The 21277-nt window shown below is 62.4% G+C and carries 20 protein-coding genes and 1 riboswitch; of the genes, 13 read left to right on the plus strand and 7 right to left on the minus strand.

The genetic code is table 11. The annotated features are described in order from the left end of the window. Nucleotides 1–57: 57 nt before the first annotated feature. The 5 genes from FJV77_RS15520 to FJV77_RS15540 all read left to right on the plus strand — a co-directional run bounded on the left by FJV77_RS15520 (nucleotide 58) and on the right by FJV77_RS15540 (nucleotide 5211). A complete protein-coding gene (locus tag FJV77_RS15520; RefSeq protein WP_142867663.1) occupies nucleotides 58–1224 on the plus strand; it encodes a diphosphate--fructose-6-phosphate 1-phosphotransferase in 1167 nt (388 codons plus the stop codon). Further along, a complete protein-coding gene (locus FJV77_RS15525; protein ID WP_142867664.1) occupies nucleotides 1224–1988 on the plus strand; it encodes an MBL fold metallo-hydrolase in 765 nt (254 codons plus the stop codon). Before FJV77_RS15520 ends, FJV77_RS15525 begins: the two co-directional genes overlap by 1 nt. A 209-nt stretch (nucleotides 1989–2197) precedes the next feature. Beyond that, nucleotides 2198–3730 carry a DegQ family serine endoprotease gene (locus tag FJV77_RS15530; protein ID WP_142867665.1) on the plus strand — a complete coding sequence of 511 codons (1533 nt, stop codon included), beginning with the start codon at nucleotides 2198–2200 and terminating at the stop codon, nucleotides 3728–3730. Between the two features lie 135 nt (nucleotides 3731–3865). Further along, a complete protein-coding gene (locus tag FJV77_RS15535) occupies nucleotides 3866–4477 on the plus strand; it encodes a molybdopterin-dependent oxidoreductase (protein WP_142867666.1) in 612 nt (203 codons plus the stop codon). Continuing rightward, nucleotides 4474–5211 (plus strand): FAD-binding oxidoreductase, encoded by a 738-nt coding sequence (locus tag FJV77_RS15540; RefSeq protein WP_142867667.1) that lies wholly within the window; start codon nucleotides 4474–4476, stop codon nucleotides 5209–5211. The genes FJV77_RS15535 and FJV77_RS15540 overlap by 4 nt, the downstream gene beginning before the upstream one ends. Before the next feature lie 14 nt (nucleotides 5212–5225). Here FJV77_RS15540 and FJV77_RS15545 read toward each other — a convergent pair whose 3' ends face one another. Both FJV77_RS15545 and FJV77_RS15550 read right to left on the minus strand, forming a co-directional pair. After that, entirely contained in the window at nucleotides 5226–6326 is a 1101-nt protein-coding gene (locus FJV77_RS15545; RefSeq protein ID WP_142867687.1) for a hybrid-cluster NAD(P)-dependent oxidoreductase, read from the minus strand. Between the two features lie 79 nt (nucleotides 6327–6405). Continuing rightward, the gene (locus FJV77_RS15550; protein ID WP_142867668.1) at nucleotides 6406–7653 is read right to left on the minus strand and encodes an aromatic ring-hydroxylating dioxygenase subunit alpha; all 1248 of its coding nucleotides are present in this window, start codon (nucleotides 7651–7653) and stop codon (nucleotides 6406–6408) included. A gap of 115 nt (nucleotides 7654–7768) precedes the next feature. Next, nucleotides 7769–7972: riboswitch (cobalamin riboswitch) on the minus strand. A gap of 502 nt (nucleotides 7973–8474) precedes the next feature. On the opposite strand from FJV77_RS15550, the gene FJV77_RS15555 reads away from it, so the two are divergent. From FJV77_RS15555 to FJV77_RS15565, 3 genes are all read left to right on the plus strand, one after another. After that, the gene (locus FJV77_RS15555; RefSeq protein ID WP_142867669.1) at nucleotides 8475–8681 is read left to right on the plus strand and encodes a DUF680 domain-containing protein; all 207 of its coding nucleotides are present in this window, start codon (nucleotides 8475–8477) and stop codon (nucleotides 8679–8681) included. Nucleotides 8682–8748: 67 nt separating this feature from the next. Continuing rightward, nucleotides 8749–8952, plus strand: coding sequence for a DUF680 domain-containing protein (locus FJV77_RS15560; RefSeq protein ID WP_142867670.1), 204 nt, complete (start codon nucleotides 8749–8751; stop codon nucleotides 8950–8952). Between the two features lie 116 nt (nucleotides 8953–9068). After that, nucleotides 9069–9308 carry a DUF680 domain-containing protein gene (locus FJV77_RS15565; RefSeq protein WP_142867671.1) on the plus strand — a complete coding sequence of 80 codons (240 nt, stop codon included), beginning with the start codon at nucleotides 9069–9071 and terminating at the stop codon, nucleotides 9306–9308. A gap of 195 nt (nucleotides 9309–9503) precedes the next feature. Here FJV77_RS15565 and ugpC read toward each other — a convergent pair whose 3' ends face one another. From ugpC to FJV77_RS15590, 5 genes are all read right to left on the minus strand, one after another. Further along, a complete protein-coding gene (ugpC, locus tag FJV77_RS15570) occupies nucleotides 9504–10616 on the minus strand; it encodes a sn-glycerol-3-phosphate ABC transporter ATP-binding protein UgpC (RefSeq protein ID WP_142867672.1) in 1113 nt (370 codons plus the stop codon). 65 nt (nucleotides 10617–10681) lie between these two features. Continuing rightward, nucleotides 10682–12343, minus strand: coding sequence for an alpha-glucosidase family protein (locus FJV77_RS15575; RefSeq protein WP_142867673.1), 1662 nt, complete (start codon nucleotides 12341–12343; stop codon nucleotides 10682–10684). A 5-nt stretch (nucleotides 12344–12348) separates the two neighbouring features. Then, nucleotides 12349–13503, minus strand: a complete 1155-nt coding sequence (locus tag FJV77_RS15580; RefSeq protein ID WP_142867674.1) for a carbohydrate ABC transporter permease — start codon at nucleotides 13501–13503, stop codon at nucleotides 12349–12351. A 1-nt stretch (nucleotide 13504) separates the two neighbouring features. Continuing rightward, on the minus strand, nucleotides 13505–14518 hold the full coding sequence (locus FJV77_RS15585) for a sugar ABC transporter permease (RefSeq protein WP_142867675.1): 1014 nt from the start codon (nucleotides 14516–14518) through the stop codon (nucleotides 13505–13507). A 218-nt stretch (nucleotides 14519–14736) separates the two neighbouring features. Further along, nucleotides 14737–16092: an ABC transporter substrate-binding protein gene (locus FJV77_RS15590; protein ID WP_142867676.1), complete on the minus strand. Its 1356-nt coding sequence runs from the start codon at nucleotides 16090–16092 to the stop codon at nucleotides 14737–14739. A gap of 363 nt (nucleotides 16093–16455) precedes the next feature. On the opposite strand from FJV77_RS15590, the gene FJV77_RS15595 reads away from it, so the two are divergent. The 5 genes from FJV77_RS15595 to FJV77_RS15610 all read left to right on the plus strand — a co-directional run bounded on the left by FJV77_RS15595 (nucleotide 16456) and on the right by FJV77_RS15610 (nucleotide 21204). Beyond that, on the plus strand, nucleotides 16456–17478 hold the full coding sequence (locus FJV77_RS15595; protein WP_142867677.1) for a substrate-binding domain-containing protein: 1023 nt from the start codon (nucleotides 16456–16458) through the stop codon (nucleotides 17476–17478). Between the two features lie 168 nt (nucleotides 17479–17646). Next, nucleotides 17647–18993 (plus strand): FAD-binding oxidoreductase, encoded by a 1347-nt coding sequence (locus tag FJV77_RS15600; RefSeq protein ID WP_142867678.1) that lies wholly within the window; start codon nucleotides 17647–17649, stop codon nucleotides 18991–18993. A 211-nt stretch (nucleotides 18994–19204) separates the two neighbouring features. Next, entirely contained in the window at nucleotides 19205–19381 is a 177-nt protein-coding gene (locus tag FJV77_RS32370) for a hypothetical protein (protein WP_185970329.1), read from the plus strand. 111 nt (nucleotides 19382–19492) lie between these two features. Next, nucleotides 19493–20059, plus strand: coding sequence for an OsmC family protein (locus FJV77_RS15605; RefSeq protein ID WP_142867679.1), 567 nt, complete (start codon nucleotides 19493–19495; stop codon nucleotides 20057–20059). Further along, complete coding sequence (locus tag FJV77_RS15610) at nucleotides 20059–21204, plus strand: NAD(P)-binding domain-containing protein (RefSeq protein WP_142867680.1); 1146 nt, start codon at nucleotides 20059–20061, stop codon at nucleotides 21202–21204. The genes FJV77_RS15605 and FJV77_RS15610 overlap by 1 nt, the downstream gene beginning before the upstream one ends. Nucleotides 21205–21277: the final 73 nt, after the last annotated feature.

The following is a 21277-nucleotide window of genomic DNA, read 5'->3' on the forward strand; positions in this document are numbered from 1 at the left end:
GATGCGGCAAGACAGGCCAAGGTGCCTTGAAAACCATCACGCCGGGAGACATCAAGCATGGCTGGAACGTTTGTCATCGCACAGGGCGGCGGCCCGACCGCCGTCATCAACCAGACGGTCGTCGGCGCCACGCTGGAGATCCGCAAGCGCCATCCCGGCGCCAAGGTGCTGGGCTCCATCCACGGCGTGCGCGGCATTCGTGACGGCAATTATGTCGACCTCTCCGCCATCCCCGAGGACCGTCTGCGACTGATCGCCGGAACGCCGAGTGCCGCCCTCGGCTCGACGCGCGACAAGCCGGACGCCGCCTATTGCGAGGTCATACTCAACGGCCTCAAGAAGGCTGGCGCCGACGCCTTCATCTATATCGGCGGCAACGACACGTCGGGCACGCAGCAGATCCTGACCGATGCCGCCGGTGGCAGCATCGCCTTCGTGCATGCGCCAAAGACCATCGACAATGATCTCGAGGAGAACGACCACACGCCGGGCTTCATCTCGGCGGCCGAATTCGTTGCCGGCGCCTTCCTGTCGGTCGATCTCGATTTCCGCGCCCTGCCCGGCATCTATGTCGGCATCGTCATGGGCCGCCATGCCGGCTTCCTTACCGCCGCCGCAGCTGCATGGCAGCTCGATCCCGACAGCGGCCCGCATCTCGTCTACGTGCCGGAACGGCCATTTTCAGCCGCCGGCTTCATCGAGGACGTGCGCGCCTCGCTCGACCGCCACAAGCGCTGCATCGTCGCTGTCTCCGAAGGCGTCAGCACCGCCGACGGCAAGGCGCTGGTCGAAAGCTTGGTGCCGCCGGAGAAGCTCGAGCGCGACGCGCATGGCAACGTCAAGCTGTCGGGCAGTGACCTGCCGGCCGCCCTCGAGCGGGCACTGGCCGAAGGCCTGCCGGGCAAGCGTGCGCGGGTCGACGCATTGGGCTACATGCCGCGCGGCTATATCGGCGCGATCAGCGCCGTGGACGCGCAAGAGGCCTTCGATGCCGGCGCCTTCGCGGTTGCCGTCGCTGGAGAAGGCGGCGGTTCGGTGGCGCTGCAATATGACGGCACCAAAACCGTGCTGAAGAAGGTGCCGCTGAAAAACGTCGCCGGCAAGACGCGCCATATGCCCGACGATTTCATGAAGCCGGATGTCAACCAGCTGTCGGAAGCGGGCATGGCCTATCTCAAGCGGCTGGTGCCGGAAAAATACAAGGTCGGAAAGCCCTTCGTCTGATGGGCGACCGTTTTGGCGGCGCCCGTTTTGGTGGCGAACGTGTCGTCGGCGACTGGTTCGGCAAGACCGTCATCGATGCCAGTACAACGATGCTGACCGAACCGTTTGTGCATGATTTCGTGCGCGCCAACATCTGGCACTTCAAAGGCCGCGACGCCGACCTGCTGGTCGACACCGGCATGGGGATTTGCCCGCTGGCGCCGCAGATCGACACGCCCGAGGGCAAGCCGCTTATCGTCGTCGCCACCCACATCCATCTCGACCATGTCGGCTCGCTGCACGAATTCCCACTGCGGCTCGGGCCGATCCAAAGTGCCCCGACCTTCAGCACCATGGATGAGGCGGTTACCTACGCTTACATGTTCACCAACCTCGACGGCGCAGTTTCGAAACTGCCGGCGCCGGGCTGGGCGGCGGCCGATTACAAGATCCCGCCGGCGCCGCTGACGCGCACACTGGCCGAAGGCGACATAGTTGATCTTGGCGACCGGCAATTCCGCGTGCTGCATCTGCCCGGCCATTCGCCGGATTCGATCGCGCTGTTCGATGAGGTCGACGGCCTGTTCTTTGCCGGCGACGCCATCTACGATTCCATGCTGATCGACGACCTGCCGGATTCCTCCAGGCCCGATTATCGCCGTACCATGCAGCGGCTGATCGACCTGCCTGTCCGCCTCGGCCATGGCGGCCATGGGCCGAGCTTCGACGGCAAGCGCATGCGCGAGATTGCCACCGCCTATCTCAGGCGGACCGGCGGGGTTTGATCTTGGCCAGGCGCAGCCCCGGTATTAAATCTTCGTAAGATAGCGCAAAAACCCTAAATCGGACCGATCTCTGCCCTAAATGCAGGGCTGTCGATCTGGGCCGCTGCCATGCCAGGCGAGACGGGCAACCGCGACCGTCGACACGCCGGATGGCTGTTTCCCCGCGAACGGCCACGGCGCCGGATCATCTCTCGCCCGGACAAACGACCATGTCAGACATCCTTCGCAGACATCGCGTCGCGGCCTTGCTGGGCGCTGCGCTGATCATATCCCCCTTCGTCATGTCTCTTGCTGAAAGTGCTAGCAACGCCGTTGCGACGACCCAGACCCCTGTTGCCGGCATAACGGTGCCCAACGGCTCCTTCGCGCCGATCGTGGCGACCGACAAGCCGGCGGTAGTGACGGTCACCACGGTGATGAAGGCACCGCCGCAAACCATGGGCGAGGAGTCTCCCTTCGACGGCGGCGGCTCGCCTTTCGACGAGCAATTCCGGCAGTTCTTTGGCGATCAGGGCATACCCATGCCGAAAACGTCGCCGCAGCAACAGGCACAGCGCGCTGAGGCACTCGGCTCCGGCTTCATCGTCGGCGCCGACGGCACCATCGTGACCAACAACCATGTCGTCGACGGCGCCACGTCGATCAAGGTAACGCTCGACGACGGCACCGAGCTTCCCGCCACGTTGGTCGGCCGCGACGCCAAGAACGACCTCGCGGTGCTCAAGGTCAAGTCCGGCAAGCCTTTGCCGACCGTCAAATGGGGCGATTCCGACAAGCTCATGGCGGGCGACCAGATACTCGCCTTCGGCAATCCGTTCGGCATCGGCACCACGGTCACCGCGGGCATCGTCTCGGCACGCGGTCGCGACCTCAACAGCGGCCCGTTCGACGACTTCATCCAGATCGACGCGCCGATCAACCACGGCAATTCCGGCGGCCCGCTGGTCGATGTCAGTGGCAATGTCGTCGGCATCAACACGGCGATCTTTTCACCGAACGGCGGCAGCGTCGGCGTCGGCTTCGCCATTCCCTCGGACCAGGCGCAAAAAGTCGTCGCCAAGCTTATGAAGGGCGGCAACATCCAGTACGGCTATCTCGGCGTGCAGATCCAGCCGGTGACGCCGGATGTGGCCGGCGCTGTCGGCCTCGACCATCCCGGCGGCGCGCTGGTTTCAGAGGTCACCGAGGGATCGCCGGCGGCGAAGGCCGGGATCAAGACCGGCGACGTCATCACCAGCTTCGCCGGCGATCCGATCAAGGATCCCAAGGATCTGTCGCGCGCCGTCGCCGATGTCGCGCCCGGCGCGAAGGAAACGCTCGATGTCTGGCGCGGCGGCAAGACGGTGCAGATATCCGCCGATGTCGGCCGCAACAGCGACGATGTGAAGTCGGCCTCGACCGAGGGCGACAATCAAAAACCCTCGGCCGGCCAGGCGCTTCGCGTGCCATCGCTCGGCCTCGGCCTGACCGATCTGACGCCCGATATACGCGAGGAGCTGAACCTGGCGGCCAACCAGCGCGGCGCCGTGGTCGAGCGCGTCAATCCAGACAAGGCGGCTTCCAATGCCGGCCTGCAGCCGGGCGATGTCATCGTCGCCGTCGACCAGTCTCCGGTGCGCAACGCAAGGCAGGCCAACCAGGCGATCGCCGAGGCCGGCAGGTCGGGCCGGAAGTCGGTGCTGCTTCTGGTCGACCGTGGCGACGCGCAGATCTTCGTCGCCGTGCCCTTCGCCGCCGGCTGAGGCACGATGCGGCAGGCCGCCGGGGTGATCCTGGTGGGCCTGCCGCGCCGCCCAAGATTCCTGTTGCCCGCTAGCACATCTTCGAGAACACTGCGGCAGGGTCGGTAATGGCCTGCTGCAAACGGATAGTCCGAGATGGTCACCCGCGGTTTTTCCTCCGGTCGAAAGCCTCCAGCCGAGACCGACGCGCGCATCCCGCCCGGGCAGTATCTCGAACAGGGTTTTCCGGTCCTGTCGGCGGGACCGACGCCGCGGGTGCGCACCGAGGACTGGTCGTTCACACTCAAGCACGGGCCGCGCCCGATCAAGAAATGGAACTGGGCCGAGTTCAACGCGCTGCCCTTGACCAAGATGACGCGCGACATCCATTGCGTCACCGCCTGGACCAAGTTCGATACGGCATGGCAAGGCATGCTGGTCGACGACATCCTCGCCGATGCCGGCATCGAAGCGCCGACCGGCTTCCTGCTGGCGCATGGATATGACGGCTACACCACCAACGTGCCGGCAAAGGATCTCACCACCGGCAAGGCGATGGTGGCGCTGCTTTATGAAGGCAAGCCGATCACGCCCGACCATGGCGGTCCGGCGCGGCTTCTGGTGCCGCATCTTTATTTCTGGAAGTCGGCCAAATGGCTGAACGGCCTGCAGTTCACCGAGCGCGACGAGCCGGGCTTCTGGGAATTGCGCGGCTATCATATCTATGGCGACCCGTGGCGCGAGCAGCGCTATAGCGGCGATCCATGAGCGAAGCGCCGCAATCTCCCTGGCAGACGGCGAAAATCACCCGGATCGAAAAGCGCACGCCACGCGTCACCAGTTTCTTCTTCGCGCTGTCGCGGCCTTTCGCCTATCGCGCCGGACAGCATGTCGACGTCAGGCTGACGGCGCCTGACGGCTATCAGGCGCGCCGTTCCTATTCTATCGCCTCGGCGCCGGAGAGCGTCACGATCGAGCTGGCGATCGAAAAACTCGACGACGGTGAAGTGTCGCCCTTTTTCCACGAGGTGGCGGTGGTCGGCGACGAGATCGAGCTGCGCGGGCCGCTTGGCGGGCATTTCGTCTGGTCCGACAGCGATGGCGGGCCACTGCTTCTGGTCGGCGGCGGCTCCGGCGTGGTGCCGCTGATGGCGATGGTGCGTCACCGGACCTTGCGCAAATCCGTGGCGCCGGTCGCGCTGATGTTTTCGGTGCGGGTCTGGGACGAGGTGATCTTCCGCGACGAGCTGATCGGTCTCGACGATCGCCGTGACGGTTTCGACCTGGTGCTGACGCTGACCCGCGAGGCCCCACACCGCCCGTCCGATTATTCAAGGCGCATCGACACGGCAATGGTCATGCAGGCGCTCGCGCGGCTGCCGCAACCGCCGGCGCTCGCCTTCGTCTGCGGCTCGAACGCCTTCGTGTCGGCGGCCGCCCAGGCGCTGATCGACGCCGGCATATCAGCGGACATCATCCGCACCGAGCGCTACGGCGTCTGAACGGGCGGCGCCGCTCAGGCCTCGATTTCGAGCGCCGACAGCGGTTTCGAGCAGCAGGCAAGGATGAAGCCGTCATCGATCTCGTGGTCGAGGATGCCGCCATTGTGGCTCATCTCGACAGCGCCGGAGACCTTCTTCACCTTGCAGGTGCCGCACAGGCCGAACTCGCAGGCGGCTGGTATCCGCACGCCCGAGCTGCGCGCCGTCTGCAGCACGGTCTGGCCGGCGACGCAGTCGGCGTCGACCTCCGAAAGCGAGAAGCGGATCGGCGTGACGGCTTCGACAGGGACAGCAGTGCCGTCTTCAGCGGGTGAGGCAAACGGCGCCGGGATTTCCTCCACCGCGGGCGCGGCAAAGCTCTCCTGATGATATTTCGTCATATCGAAGCCGGTGGCATCCAGCATGCCGCGCACTGCGCGCATGAACGGATCGGGGCCGCAGCAAAAGATCTCGCGCTCGCGGAAATCGGGCGCCAGCAGCGGCAGCCGGATCGCGTCGATACGGCCCATATGGCCGTACCAGCCTTCGCGGCTCGACCGCTCCTCGATCATGAAGCCGAGCGACAGGCCGGGCATATGACCGCCGAGCAGTTCGAGTTCCTTGCGGAAGATGATCTCTTCCGCACGCCGCGCGCAATTGACGAAGCCGACATCTGTCCATGGCGCACAGTCGTTGAGCCAGCGCAGCATCGACATCATCGGCGTCACGCCGGAGCCGGCAGAAATGAACAGATATTTGGCTGCGGGGTGGCTGTGCAACGAGAAGTCGCCGGCCGGCCCATAGGCCTTGACGTGCGAACCGGGCAGCAGATGATCGAACATCCAGCGTGTGCCGATGCTGCCGGCCTGCGCCTTCACCGTCACCGCAATCGAAAACGGCCGCGACGGCGAGGACGACAGCGTATAGGTGCGCATCTGCGGCCCGTCCGGTGTCGGCAGCTCCAGCGTCACGAACTGGCCCGGCTTGTAGCGGAACCAGGTCTGGTTATCGGAGCGGAAGGTGAAGGTCTTGACGTCCGGCGCCTCGTCGCTGACGCCGATCACTTCCAGCACCTGCAGCCTGTCGTTCCACGGCGCCATCTGGTCGAGATGGCGATAGAGCCCAAGATCCGTCATCGCATTCATCCCTCAAGTCCTTTTTGCTCTGCTCATGTCGTGATCCCAAAACCGCGATACACTTTTGGGCGACATGAGCTCACGCGACGCTGCGCAGCGCCGGCCGGCCGCCTTCGGCGAGGCGCGGGCCGATGAAGGCCGCGTACCATTCGACGAACTGGATCACGCCACCCTCGTGCAACTCCGAATAGGGGCCTGGCTCATAGGCCGGCGACAGGATGCCGAAGGCATTTTCCTCGACGATGCGGCGGTCCTGGTCATTGGTTTCGGTCCAGACATGCGTGAGCTCTTCAAGGTTGTAGTCGACGCCCTCGACAGCATCCTTGTGCACCAGCCACTTGGTCGTCACCGCAGTCTCCGTGGCGCTGATCGGCAGCACCCGGAAGGTCACTGCATGGTCGATGAGGATGTGGTTCCAGGTCGTCGGATAGTGGTAGTGCATCAAGGTGCCGATGCGGTCGGCGGACACGGTGTCGGAGAGGTTCTTCGTCACCGCGCGCTTTCCCGTCATCGTGTAGCTGACGGCGTCGCGTAAAAGCGGCGCGCGGGTGGCGCGGTACTGTCCGGCCGGATCGATGCGGAACTTGCTCGGCAGGCCCGCCGCTTCGCATTTTGCCCAGTGCGACAGCATCTCCGGGTCGCTGTCGGCGCCCTGCACGCCGGTCACGGTCGGCGCTTCCGGGAATGTCTTGCACAGCTCGGGATGATTGCCGGCGCAGTGGTAGCACTCGCGATTGTTTTCCCAGACCAGCTTCCAGTTGCCCTTCTCGATGATCGTCGACTCGAAGGCGACCTTGGCTTCATTCAGCTGGTGCGGCTTGAGGTACGGTTCGATCATGGCCCGCATCGGCGCGAAGTCTGCGGGTTCTTTCGCGAGGCAGATGAAGATGTAACCGGCCACACTTTCGCAGGCGACCGGCTTCAGGCCGAACTGGCTCTTGTCGAAACCCTCGGCCATCTGGCGGGCAAACAGCAGTCGGCCATCCAGCTCGTAGGTCCACTGGTGATAGGGGCAGACCAGCTTTGCCGCCGTGCCTTTCTCGGTATTGCAGACGCGGCTGCCGCGATGCCGGCAGGAATTGTGAAAGGCGTTGATGTTGCCCTTCTGGTCGCGAACGAGCACCACCGGATAGTCGCCGATCTGCACGGTGATGTAGCTGCCGGGCTTCGGCAGTTCGCAATCATGGCCGATGAACAGCCAGTCGCGATACCAGATCAGCTCCATGTCGACCTTGAAATAGTCCGGGTCGGTGTAGAAGGGCTGTTCGAGCGAAAAGCCTTGCTTGCGGCCGTTCAAGAGCCTCAGCATGTCGTTGCGCGCATCCATAGTTCTGTCCTCGTGGTTTAAGGACTGAACTTGGTGGTGATGGAGGAAGGATCGGCCGCAGGCCGGCAACAGCCGGGCATGCGCTATCCACCTCTTGACCGCCCACCGCGATCAGTCGAGTTCAAGCATCTCGGGCTGGTTTCCGGGCTCTGGAGTTGTCCTTGCGGACCATCGCGACACCTTCCCAGGCTTCTTGCCCAGTGGTCTCCCGTTGCGACTTGAACTCCACCACCGTTGCGGGGGCAGCGCCGGATTCTGACCGGCTTCCCAATTCTCCGCTGCGTCGTCACGAAGCGGCACCTGAGATGGAAGCATCTAATCACGGCAGCGATCGCGACATCGGCATGAAAGCGACATCGCCTCCATGCGGCGCGACACGCGCGACGAACGCAGCGGCCGATGATCGTGGGGCCGACGGCGTTGTTTTCGGGGACGGATCGCGGCCATCGCAAATCACCTCGACTCAGACTGCCGATTAAGGAAAAACACGTCAACGGTATCGAAAAGTGACTATTAGCAGTTTCTAAAATCGAACCGAACGGTTCGTTTCTGTTGACAATGCGTGCAGGACGGTGTGAACGCTGACGCCCGGACACACTCGGTGAGCCGGATGGTATTGTTACATAAGCCTTTGTATTATTTAAACAAAATAAGATGATAGGCATGCTTATGAAAATTACAAGGGGTGAAATCATGGCCCAGCTGGAACAACTTCGTGATTGGAAACAAGCCTATGGCTTTCCCACATCGGGGCGGTCCGAACGACGCGAATTGCTCCCACCACACGCCGCTAGACGGACAGCAAAACTGGAGTACTAAAAATGAAAAAGATCATCCTTACTGCCGCGGCCGTTTTGGCCATCACTGGCAGCGCCTTCGCTGGTAGCGACAATTATGGTTCCAATGGTGCGAACCAGCCCGCTGCCGCGGTTGACAGCTCGTATACGGCTTCCATTCAGAAGTCGGCGCCCGCTGACAAGCAGCCCCTCGTTCAGGGCAGCGACCGCAACCTCTTCGGCAATCGCTGATCCCGACCAAACGAAGAGCGGCCAGCTCGCCGCTCTTGGGATCTCAAAAAATTCAGGAGTATTTAAAATGAAAAAGATCATCCTTGCTGCCGCCGCCGTTCTGGCCGTTTCCGGCAGCGCTTTCGCCGCCAGTGACAACTATGGTTCGAACGGCGCCAACCAGCCTGCGGTTACGTCGACCGACAGTGGCCACACGGCTTCGGTTGTGAAGTCGGATTCGGCTGCTCAGGCCCCTGCACAGGGCGCCGACCGCAACCTCTTCGGCCGCTAAGGCCGATCGGGATCCGACCTCAGGGTTTTAAAACAACGATCCCAGTCGAACATCGAACAAAAACACAGAGCGGCGGACAGCCGCTTTGCCGCATGATGAAACTCAGGAGACCTGAAATGAAGAAGATTGCTCTTGCTGCCGCTGCGCTTTTGGTTGCCGCAGGCAGTGCTTATGCCCGCAACGACAATGTCGGCTCTGGCGCCGTCGACAACCAGGCGACCGTCAACGTCGACAACACCCGGACGTCGTCGGTGCCGAACACCAGCTCGCCGGTTTACAAGCTGTTGAACTCGTCGGGCGACGTACAGAAGCCCGCCCCGCAAGGCAGCGACCGGAACCTCTTCGGCAATCGCTAGAACGTTTCACCGTTTCACAGAAACGGCGAACCGCTCTAGCTATTTGTTTTTCGCAATTCCCAAGGGAAAGCGCTGCGCGCTTTTCCCGGGAAAACCGCTCACACTTTTCCTGGAATTGCTCTAACAGCCGAAGTTTGAAAAAAGAGCGGCGGGCCTGGCCCGCCGCTCTTTTTTTATCGATACGACGCGCCGATCTCAGGCCGCCTTCACTTCCACCGGCTTGAGCGAGAAGGAATGCCCGTCGGCGTCGAAGATGTGCAGGTCGCCGGCGTCCGCGGTCAGCCGCAGCTTTGCCCCGCGCTTGACCTCGACATTGCCGGGCAGCTTGGTCACCAGCGGCAGGTCGGCGCGGCCGATGTCGACATAGACCAGCTGGACCTCGCCGAGCTGCTCGACATAGTCCACCACGCCCTCGAAAAGATATTCCGTGCCGGTGGCGACCGACAGATCCTCCGGCCGCACGCCGAAGCTGACCGCCGCGCCCTTGGCGGACGCCGGCGTCGCAATCGGCACCGTCGCCTTGCGGCCGCCGACATGGCTGACGATGGTCGGATCGCCTGTCTTGTCGATTGTCGCTGGCAAGATATTCATGGCCGGCGAGCCGATGAACTGGGCGACGAACAGATTGCCGGGCTTCTTGTAGAGGTCCATCGGCGTGCCGACCTGTTCGATATGGCCGTCCTTCAGCACCACGATGCGGTCGGCCAGTGTCATCGCCTCGACCTGGTCGTGGGTGACGTAGATCATCGTCGTGTTGGGCATCGATTCCTTGAGCTTGGCGATCTCGATGCGGGTGGCGACGCGCAGTGCGGCGTCGAGGTTCGACAGCGGCTCGTCGAACAGGAACACTTTCGGGTTGCGCACGATGGCGCGGCCGATGGCGACGCGCTGGCGCTGGCCGCCCGACATCGCCTTGGGCAGACGGTCGAGATATTTGGTCAGCTGCAGGATTTCCGCGGCCTGCCGCACCCGCTTGTCGATCTCGGCCTTGCTTTCCTTGCCGATCTTCATCGAAAAGGCCATGTTGTCGTAGACGGTCATGTGCGGATAGAGCGCATAGGACTGGAACACCATGGCGATGCCGCGCTTCGAGGGCGGCACATCGTTCACCACCTCGCCGGCGATCTTGAGGTCACCGGAGGTGATTTCCTCAAGCCCGGCGATGGACCGCAGCAAGGTCGACTTGCCGCAGCCCGACGGACCGACGAAGACGATGAACTCGCCCGACTTTATGTCGAGGTCGATGCCATGGAGAATGTGCAGGTTGCCGTATGATTTCTTCACTTGTCTCAGCGTGACATCGGCCATGATTTCCTCCCAGTGATTTCCCTAGAGAACCCAGATTTCCTCAAGAAATTCCGTTTCGTCAAAACTCAATCGATGCGCCCGAACCAGGCGCCGTAGCCGCCGAGGCGGATCGAACCTGTGCCGGATTGTCCCGAAAAACCGTGCCCGGCCAATGGCTGCAGCGCCTGGCCGAGATCGACCTCGGCCGGCCTGCTGCCCAAATTGAAGACGCAGACGATTTGCTCATTGCCCTCGCGGCGGGTGAAGGCGACGGTGTCGCCTTCGCTTTCGATGAACTCGATGTCGCCTTTGGCCAGCGCCGGATGCTGACGGCGGAAGCCGAGAAAGCGCCGGTAGTGCTCGAGCAGCGAGGCGGCGTCGCCCTGCTGAACATTGACCGCTTGCGACAAATGCTTGCCCGGCACCGGCAGCCACGGTTTGGCCGTCGAAAAGCCGGCATTGCTGGCTGTCGCATCCCACACCATCGGCGTGCGGCAGCCGTCGCGACCCTTGAATTCGGGCCAGAAGCGGATGCCGTAGGGGTCCTGCAGATCCTCGAACTTAAGCTCGGCTTCGTCCAGCCCAAGCTCCTCGCCCTGATAGAGGCAGACCGAACCGCGCAGCGACATCAACAGCGCCGAGATCACCTTGAGATAGGCGGCCGGATCGGCCTCATCGGCAGCCCAGCGCGAAGCCGGACGCATCACGTCATGGTTGGAGAAGGCCCAGCATGACCAGCCGTCGCTGGCGACCTTGCCGAAGGCTTCCAGCACCTGACGCACCTTGGCGGCGCTGATCTTTTCCGGTGCCAGGAAGTCGAAGGAATAGCACATATGGACGCGCTTGCCGCCGGCCGTGTAGGCGGCGACCACTTCCAGCCCGCGCTGCGAATCGCCGACTTCGCCGACGGCGGCGGTTGCCGGATATTCGTCGAGCAGCGCCCGGAACCGTTCGAGGAAGGCGAGGTTCTCCGGCCGGCTCTTGTCGTAGATATGGTCCTGGTAGTTGTAGGGATTGACCGCCGGTGCGGTCTGGTCGTTGCGCTCTTCCGGCGGCAGCGGCGGGTTGTTTTCCAGTCCCTGGCTGTGGAAGTAGAAATTGATGGTGTCGAGGCGGAAGCCGTCAACGCCGCGCTCCAGCCAGAAGCGGGTGACGTCGAGCAACGCGTCCTGGACTTGCCTGTTGTGGAAGTTGAGGTCCGGCTGCTCGGACAGGAAGTTATGCAGATAATATTGCTGGCGACTTGTGTCCCACTGCCAGGCTGAGCCGCCGAAGATCGACAGCCAGTTGTTGGGCGGCGTGCCGTCCGGCCGGGCGTCGGCCCAGACATACCAGTCAGCCTTCGGGTTGCTGCGGTTGCTGCGGCTTTCCTTGAACCATGGATGGATGTCGGCCGTGTGCGACAGCACTTCGTCGATCATCACCTTGAGACCGAGGTGATGGGCTTCCGCCACCAGCGCATCGAAATCGGCGAGCGTGCCGAACATCGGGTCGACGTCGCAATAGTCCGAGACGTCGTAGCCGAAATCCTTCATCGGCGACTTAAAGAAGGGCGAAATCCAGATGGCATCGACACCCAGCGAGGCGATGTAGGGCAGCCTGCGGATTATGCCCTTGAGGTCGCCTATGCCGTCGCCATTGGAGTCCTGGTAGGAGCGCGGATAGATCTGGTAGATCACCGCGCCCCGCCACCAGTCGCGATCGACGGCGAGATCGGGTTTCGAAGTCGCCTTCAAAGCGGATTGCATCAGTCTCAACCTCCTTTGACCGAGCCGGCCAGCAGCCCGCGGACGAAATAGCGCTGTAGCGAGAAGAACACGATCAGCGGAACGATGATGGTGACGAAGGCCGATGTCGTCAGGATCTCCCAGTCGCCGCCGCGCGAACCGAGCAGCGCATTGAGCTTGGCGGTCAGCACGATCTGATCGCCCTCGGTACCGAGGAAAACCATCGCCACCAACAAATCGTTCCACACCCACAGGAACTGGAAGATGGCGAAGGAGGCCAGCACCGGGAACGACAGCGGCAGCACGATCTTGACGAAGATCTCGAAATCGCTGGCGCCGTCGATGCGCGCCGATTCCATGATCTCTCGCGGCAGACCGGCAATATAGCTGCGCAAGAGATAGATGGCGAAGGGCAGGCCGAAGCCGGTATGCGCCAGCCAGATACCGAGATAGGTTTTCGACGGCACGCCGAAGAAAGTGCCGACGCCGTTGTAGAGTTTGAGCAACGGGATCAGCGACATCTGCAGCGGCACAACCAGCAGGCCGATGATGACCGCGATCAGCAGCGCGCGGCCGGGAAAGCGCATCCAGGCCAGCGCATAGGCGGCAAACGCCGCGATCAGGATCGGGATGACGGTCGACGGAATGGTGACGGTCAGCGAGTTCATAAACGAGCGGCCGATGCCTTCCGAAAACAGCACCGTGTTGTAATTGTCGGTGGTGAATTTCGGCGGCGCCGACGAGGCATAATAGACGCGCTGGCCACGGTCGCCCTCAAAGGCTTTCGGCGACGACATGACGAAAGTCCCGTCGGCATTGAGCTGCAGCGTGACTCCGTCGCCGAGATCGGCAGTCGTGCCGGCCGGATATTGCGTCGGTGCCGCCGACTTGACGCCGAAAGCGCTGATGTTGCGGGCGGCAGCGTCGCCAAAGATGTTGCCGGCAAGCACGAATTTGCCGTCCTTCTCGACCTGCGCCGACGCCGGCGGCAACCGGCCGGCTTCAGTCTGGGTGGAACTGGAGAAGGAATTCCACCAGCCCGAGGCGATGATCTGGTCCTTGTCGCGCAGCGACGAGGCAAGGATGCCGAGCGTCGGCACGGTCCAGATGGCGACGAAGATGAGCACGGCGATGTGGACGCCGAAACGGCTGGCAAAGGATTTTCCGGTCGCGACGGCCATCTCAATGTCCTCCCGTCTCTTTGTTCGCCTGGCGAATGTTCCAGACCATGATCGGGATGACCGCTATCATGATGATGATGGCTATTGTTGCGCCGCGGCCGAAATCGCCGCCGCCGCGGAACATCCAGTCGAACATCAGATTGGCCAGCACCTGGCTGTTCCACTGGCCGTTGGTCATGGTCAGCACGATGTCGAACACTTTCAGCACCAGGATGGTGATCGTCGTCCAGACCACGGCAATGGTGCCCCAGATCTGCGGTACCATGATCTTCCAGAAGATCTGGAACGGATTGGCGCCGTCGATGACCGCGGCTTCGAGTGTCTCCTCGGGGATGCCGCGTAGCGCCGAAGACAGGATGACCATGGCAAAGCCGGTCTGGATCCAGATCAGGATGATCATCAGGAAGAAATTGTTCCAGAACGGCAGCGATATCCAGACCTGCGGCTGGCCGCCGAAATACTGGATGATGGCGTTGAGCAGGCCGATCTGCGTCTGGCCCTCGCCGCGATATTCGTAGATGAATTTCCAGATCACGCTGGCGCCGACGAAGGAAATCGCCAGCGGCAGGAAGATCAGGCTCTTGGCTATCGTGCCCCACCAGATCTTGTCGGTGAGCACGGCGATGATCAGCCCGAGGAAGGTACAGGCCGCCGGCACCACTGCCAGCCAGATGATGTTGTTGAGGATCGAGTTGCGAAACTCGCGGTCGCCGAACGCCCATTCATAGTTGGCGAAGCCGACAAGATGCTGGCCGCCGCGGTCGAGGAAGGACAGCCAGAGCGTCGCCACCACCGGGTAGATCAGATAGACGGTGAGGATGATCATCGCTGGGCCGACGAACAGCCACGGACGGACCAGCCCTTGCCGGCGCAGATTGTCGATGGCCGCAGCCCCGGCGACGCCGCGCGACGGGAATATCAGGTCAACCAGCTTGTTGGCGCCCCAGAAATAGGCGACGCAGCCGCCGACGCCGATGATGATGACAAAAATGGCCGATAAGATCTGAGCCGCCATGGGTCCCTCTCCCTGCGCATGATCGGCCGGGCCTTGAACAGCCCTGGCGATGTGGCGATGCGTCGATTTAAGTTATTCGGAACGAACGAACGCAAATCGGTCCGGCGTACGGCGCCGGTCGGATCCGGGCCAACAAGGCCCGGATCCAGTCTGTGGAGGACGTCCTAAAAACTGCAGCCTGAGCGGCTGCTGACTCGCCGTGATTACGTGGCGGCTGATTACTTGATCGCGTCCCAGCTCTTCTGGATGTCGGTGGCGACATCCTGCGCCGACTTGCCGCCGACCAGGTCGATCATGCCGGTCCAGAAGGCGCCGGCGCCGATCTTGCCCGGCATCAAGTCCGAGCCGTCGAAACGGAAGGTCGAAGCGTTGGCCAGGATATCGCCCTGCTTCTTCAGCGCGTCGCTGGCATAGGCATCCTTGTTGACCGACTTGAGCGGCGTCACGAAGCCGCCCTGGGCCATCCAGATTTCATGCGCCAGCGGCATCTTCAGGAATTCGATAAAGGCGCGTGCACCCTTCGAATCCTTGGTGATCATGGCGAGCGTACCGGCGCCGAGCACGGGCGTGCCCAGTTCAGGCTTGGACGCATAGGGCGGGAAGTAGAAGAAGTCGGCATCCTGGCCCACCTTGGTGCCTTCCGGGAAGAAGGTCGGGATGAACGAGGCCTGATGGTGCAGGTAGCATTTCGGCGGGACCGAGAAGAGGCCCTTGGGGCTGTCGCGGAAGTCGGTCGCGGCAACCGCCTTGGCGCCGCCATCGACCATCTTGTCGTCGGTGGCGATCTTGCCGAAGATGTCGATGGCGTTGACCACCGCCGGGTCATTGAACGGGATCTCGTTCTTCACCCACTTGTCGTAGACGTCAGGCGCCTGGGTGCGCAGCATGATGTCTTCGACCCAGTCGGTCGCCGGCCAGCCGGTGGCGCCGCCCGAGCCGAGACCGATGCACCACGGCGTGCCGCCGTCGGCGATGATCTTCTTCTCAAGATCGGCTAGCTCTTCCTGGGTCTTGGGAACCTTGTAGCCGGCTTCCTCGAAATTGTCCGGCGAGTACCAGACCAGCGATTTCACGTCGGCCTTGTAGGGGAAGGCGAAGAAGCCCGGCTTGCCGTCCTTGTCCTTGAAGGTGCCGAGGTCGACCCATGACTGGCCGGCGCCGTAATTGTCCTTCACCCATTTGGCGGTGTCGTCGCCGAGCGGCGTCAGCAGGCCCTTGGAAGCCAGATCCTGGATCAGGCCCGGCTGCGGCAGCACGGCGATGTTGGGCGGGCTGCCGGCCTGGGTGTCGATGACAATCTGTTGTTCGTAATTCTCCGACGAGGAGTATTTGATCTCGGCGCCGGTGGCTTCCTGGAAATATTCGAGAACCGTGCGGATGAGACCTTCGTCCTCGCCGCGCCAGGGTCCGAAGATGGTCAGCGTCTCGCCCTTGAGATCGACCTTTTTCAGCTCTTCGTAGTTGGCCCAGTTGAAGCGCTTGTCTTCACCCGGCTTGAATTTTAGTTCGGCTTGCGCCGGCAGGCTCAGGGCGAGCGTTGCAAACGCGGCGCCAAGCAGAAGCATCTTCTTCATCGCATTCCTCCCAGTGGTCACATACACCCGGACGGAACCTCCATTCCGCCCGCCGACGCCGCAGGACTGTGACTCACTCGGAAAGGAACCGCAACCTTTCGAAAGAGTCTTCCAAAGCGCTTTGGTCTTTTTGATCTCGCCATTGAATCCAATGGAAGTCAAGAGGGTAGCGGGCTAATCGATTTATTTTTGGGCTGCAACACTTGAGAAAGTGCACTGCAGCACAGTTTTTTGGCGATGCAGCAGCGTATTATGCTTCAAACTGGCCGGACCAGTGCGTATGGTCCCATGGGCCGGCAGCGCTCTTCATGGCGCCCGTGCGGATCCAAAATTAAAAGCGCTTTGGGGCTTGGAGGCCTCCCGGTGAACCTGAAACAGCTCTCCCATATGCTGGCTCTGTCGCAGACAACGGTCAGCCGTGCGCTGAACGGCTATCCGGAGGTCAACGAGGAAACCCGCCGGCGCGTGGTGGATGCCGCCAAGCGCCACGGCTACCGGCCCAACCCGAGCGCGCGCCGCCTGGCGACCGGCAAGACCGGCATGATCGGCTATGTCCTGCCGACCGGCGCCTCGGTCGATATCGATCCGCATTTTGTCGAGTTCCTCTCCGGCCTGGGCGACTATGCCCGCTCGCACGAACTCGACCTCGTTCTGTCGCCGGCAGACGCCGACGACCAGGAGACCACCTATCGGCGCATCGTCGCCAATCGCCAGGTCGACGCCGTCTACATCTCCTCGCCGCGGCCGGCCGACCGGCGGGTGGCGCTGGTCAACACGCTGGGCATCCCCTTCATCGTCCATGGCCGCAGCGACGGCTTCGACTTCGATTACCCGTTCACCGACATCGACAATGAGGGCGCCTTCCACGAGGCGGCCCGGCTGCTGGTCCAGCTCGGCCATCGCCGGCTGGCGCTGATCAATGGCGACGACCGCGAGACCTTCGCCATCCACCGTGAGCGCGGCATGCGCCGCGCGCTGGCCGCCAGCGGCCTGGCGCTCGGCGAGCGCCATGTCTGCTCGGTGACGATGACCGAGGAGAACGGCTATCGCGCTGCACGGCGCCTGCTCGAACAGAGCGAGCCGCCAACAGCGATCGCCTGTTCCAGCCTGATCATGTCGCTCGGCGTCGTGCGCGCGGTGCGCGACCTTGGCCTGACCATTCCCGGCGACCTGTCGTTGATTGCCCATGACGACGTTTTTCCATGGCTGAAGCCGGAAAATTTTTCCGTTCCGCTGTCGACGACACGCTCGTCGATCCGCCTTGCCGGCGCCCGCGTCGCCGAGCGGTTGGCGGCGCGCATTTCCGGCCTGGAAGAAGGCGCGCGAGGCGAGGTCTGGCCGGTCGACCTGGTGGTCAGGGGATCGGTGGCCGGCGCGCCGACCTGAGGTCAATTCGGTCAGTCCGCTGGGCCGAATTCGACCCCTTGCGGACGTTGACTGCAGATAGATTGAAATGTCGTGGGATAACGGTCTGCCTGGGTCTGTCCTTGATTTGGCTTCTACAGGGTGTCAACCAGTAAGCCAGAGCCATCGACCAGCCTACAGGTGCGCCACTTGCCCACATTCCCGTTCTCCGAAACGGATCCAATCCAGCATCCAGGTCCACCGCCGAAGAGTTCGGAGGTGGTGGTCATTGGTGGCGGTGTTATCGGCGTAACGACAGCGCTTTTCCTTGCGGCGCGGAACATCCCGGTGACGCTGGTGGAAAAAGGACGCGTTGCGGCCGAACAGTCCTCTCGAAACTGGGGCTGGATCCGAAAGCAGGGACGAGACGCGGATGAACTGCCCATCGTCATCGAGGCTATTCGCCTGTGGCGGCAACTGGCTGAGGAATGCGGCGAAGACATCGGCCTGACCCAGACAGGCGTGACCTATTTGGCAAACTCGGACAAGGACATGGCCGGCTTCGAAGCGTTCATGAAGATCGCCGCGATCCATGATCTCGACACGCGCCTCCTGGACGGTGACGAAACCGCGAAGCTCATCAAAGGCATGTCGCGCGCATTCAAGGGCGCGATGACGACACCATCCGACATGCGTGCGGAACCTTGGCTGGCGGTGCCGGCGCTTGCCCGGCTTGCCGTCCGAAAGGGCGTCAAAATCGTCGAGAATTGCGCGGCGCGTGCCCTCGAAGTCTCGGGCGGCAAGGTCAAAGGCGTGTGGACCGAGGCGGGGTATATCGAGACCTCAAACGTACTGGTCGCCGGAGGCGCCTGGTCGTCGCTTTTCCTGAGAAGACACGGCGTCTCCATCCCACAACTCAGCGTCAGGGTTACCGTTGCCGCAACGGAGCCCTTGCCCGAGATCTATGCAGGTGCGGCGACTGACGAACACATCGCTTTCAGGCGCCGGCAGGATGGCGGCTACACGCTCGCCGCGGGCGGCAGCCATTTGCACTACGTGGGGCCGGACGCATTCCGTCACGCCACCAAATACCTTCCGGCCCTCAGGGACAATCCGCTGGGAACACGCTACTTTCCGTTCGCGCCGTCAGGTTACCCCGATGCCTGGTCGACGCCGCGCGATTGGGTGCCGGATTCGCATAGCCCTTTCGAGAGAATGCGGGTGCTCAGCCCGGCCCCTGAACAGGCCCGTCTGCGTTCGATAGAACGCAAGTTCAAGCACCTCTTTCCACAGTTCGAAACCGTTCGCCTGAAGGCCGGCTGGGGCGGCATGATCGACGCCATGCCCGACGTCGTCCCCGTCGTGGATCGGGTAGAGGCAGTCGGCGGCCTTTTTGTCGCGACGGGAATGAGCGGCCACGGCTTCGGGATCGGGCCCGGCATAGGTCGCGTCGTTGCCGACCTGATCGCGGGAAACGAGACCGGACACGACCTCAGCCGCTTTCGGCTGTCGCGCTTCTATGATGGAAGCCCCGTCCGGTTGGGTCCGGCCCTCTGAATTGGTGGCGCGTATCCGCCACTTCTTCTTCGTCGCCGCCTTCGTGTCCAGCCACCCGTAGCCAAAATCCCTCGCGTAGTTCATCTGCGATTTTGTTACCGAACGTCGGTTTCGGTGCAACCTTGCAGATACAAATGTGGAGCATTTAACAGACTGTTGAGCGGCTGCGTTGGCATAGCCCGAGACACCGAAAGCTCTACAGGAGAAGAACATGTCAGTGTTTGAAACGGTCGCGCGCTACGGGGCGGCCATCAAAAACGCCCGTGAAGCACGAAAATCCGAACGCGTTCTGAACAGCCTGCCATTGGAAATTCAAAAGGACATTGGCTGGCCGGTTACGCCGCGCCAGAAAAGGCTCTCATCCAACAGCTGGGGCCGGATTCTCTGAGCGAAGCCAGTCGATCCCACGCCCACTCCCATGCTGCGTACAATACGTCCGTGGGAAGACAATGCGTCCGCTGAAAAGTCGGACCCTCATTTATCAACAGGAGTACGAGATATGACCAAACACACGGAAACCGTTACCAATGGTGTCAACGTAGCCGCCCTGCTTGGCGCCCGCGAGGCACTGAAGGATGCCCCCGAGGCCGCAGGGTTCAAGTGGCGCGCGACGAGTGAGTGGGTCAAGGGAACCCACAACCGAGCTACAGTCGACGGATTCTTCGGCCTGGGCGCAGAACAGAAGCATCGCCAGACCTACAAGTTCGAGTCCGATCATCCGGAAATCTTTGCGTCCGAGGACAAGGGGGCGACACCCGTCGAGTTTGTGCTGGTCGGCCTGGCAGGCTGCCTGACCGCGGGCATCGCGGCTGTTGCGCAAAATCGCAACATCCAGCTCCACTCGGTCAAGGCCACGCTCGAAGCGGGCATGAATATCCAGGGCATCCTCGGCATCGATCCGGACGTGCGCAACGGCTTCGACGGCATCAAAGTGCACTACGATATTGACGCGGACGCCAGCGCGGAAGACATCGCCGCTCTCGTCGCGCAGTCGCAGAAGCGCTCAGCCGTCTTTGACGTGATCACCAACCCGACCGATGTAACGGTCACCTCGAGCAAGTCCTGATGAGCAAAAGCGCATCGCGCGGGATCGCCGGCACCGTTGACGTCGTCGTCATGGGTGCCGGTCACTCAGGCCTGGCGATAAGCTATCTGCTGGGGCAGCACTCGCTCAGACATGTGGTTCTCGAGCGAGGCGAGGTCGCGAATAGCTGGCGCACGGAACGCTGGGACTCGCTGCGCTTGCTCACGCCCAACTGGATGGCGCGGCTCCCCGACTACCCATACCAGGGCGACGACCCGGACGGCTACATGAGCGCCGGGCAGATCGCCGATTTCATTTCCGATTACGCCACATACACATCAGCACCGGTTCTAACGCGCACCGCAGTCAACAGAGTTGCGCAGAGCAGCCACGGCTTTCGGGTGGAAACCCAAAATGGGGACTGGCTGTGCCGAGCCGTGGTGCTCGCCACTGGCGGCTTTAACAAGCCGGTCATACCGCGATTGGCCGATGCCATGCCAGCCGCCATCGAACAGCTCTCGGCTCACTCCTACCGCAATCCCGGGCAGCTTGTCCCTGGCGGGGTGCTGGTGGTCGGGGCATCGGCGACAGGTCTGCAATTGGCGCAAGAGATCCAGCTTAGCGGCCGGCCTGTCACGCTCGCGGTGGGCGAACACGTCCGGCTGCCGCGCGTCTATCGAGGTCGCGATATTCAATGGTGGATGCTTGCAACGGGCGTGCTTGACCAACGTATCGAAGAGGCAGACGACCCCGACCGCGCTCGAAGAGTACCGTCGCCGCAGCTTGTCGGCGGATCAGACCGGACCACGCTCGACCTCAATGTCCTGAAGGGGCAAGGCGTTAAAATCGTCGGACGCCTGATGGGCATTCGCGACGCAACAGCCCAGTTTTCCGGAACGCTTCGCAACGTCTGCGCGCTGGCTGACCTGAAAATGAACCGGCTGCTCACATGGATCGACCAATGGGCAGAAGCGAACAAGCCATCCGGCATCGGTCCTATCGAGCGCTTTGCCCCCACTGCAATCGACGCGGCGCCCCAACTGAAGCTTAAACTCGGCGAAGACGTTCGCACGGTGCTGTGGGCCACCGGTTTTCGGCCGGACTTCTCCTGGCTGGACTTGCCGATCTTCGATCGCAAGGGCGATCTGAAGCACGATCGAGGCGTTGCTGACGTTCCCGGGATCTAAAGCCTGTCGCCTTTTAAAGGATTCAGGATTCCCCTTGGTTTGAGTTCGTGATTCATTGCGGTTGAAAGGAGAC

The sequence above is a fragment of the Mesorhizobium sp. WSM4306 genome (genome assembly GCF_007003975.1).
GTDB lineage: Bacteria > Pseudomonadota > Alphaproteobacteria > Rhizobiales > Rhizobiaceae > Mesorhizobium.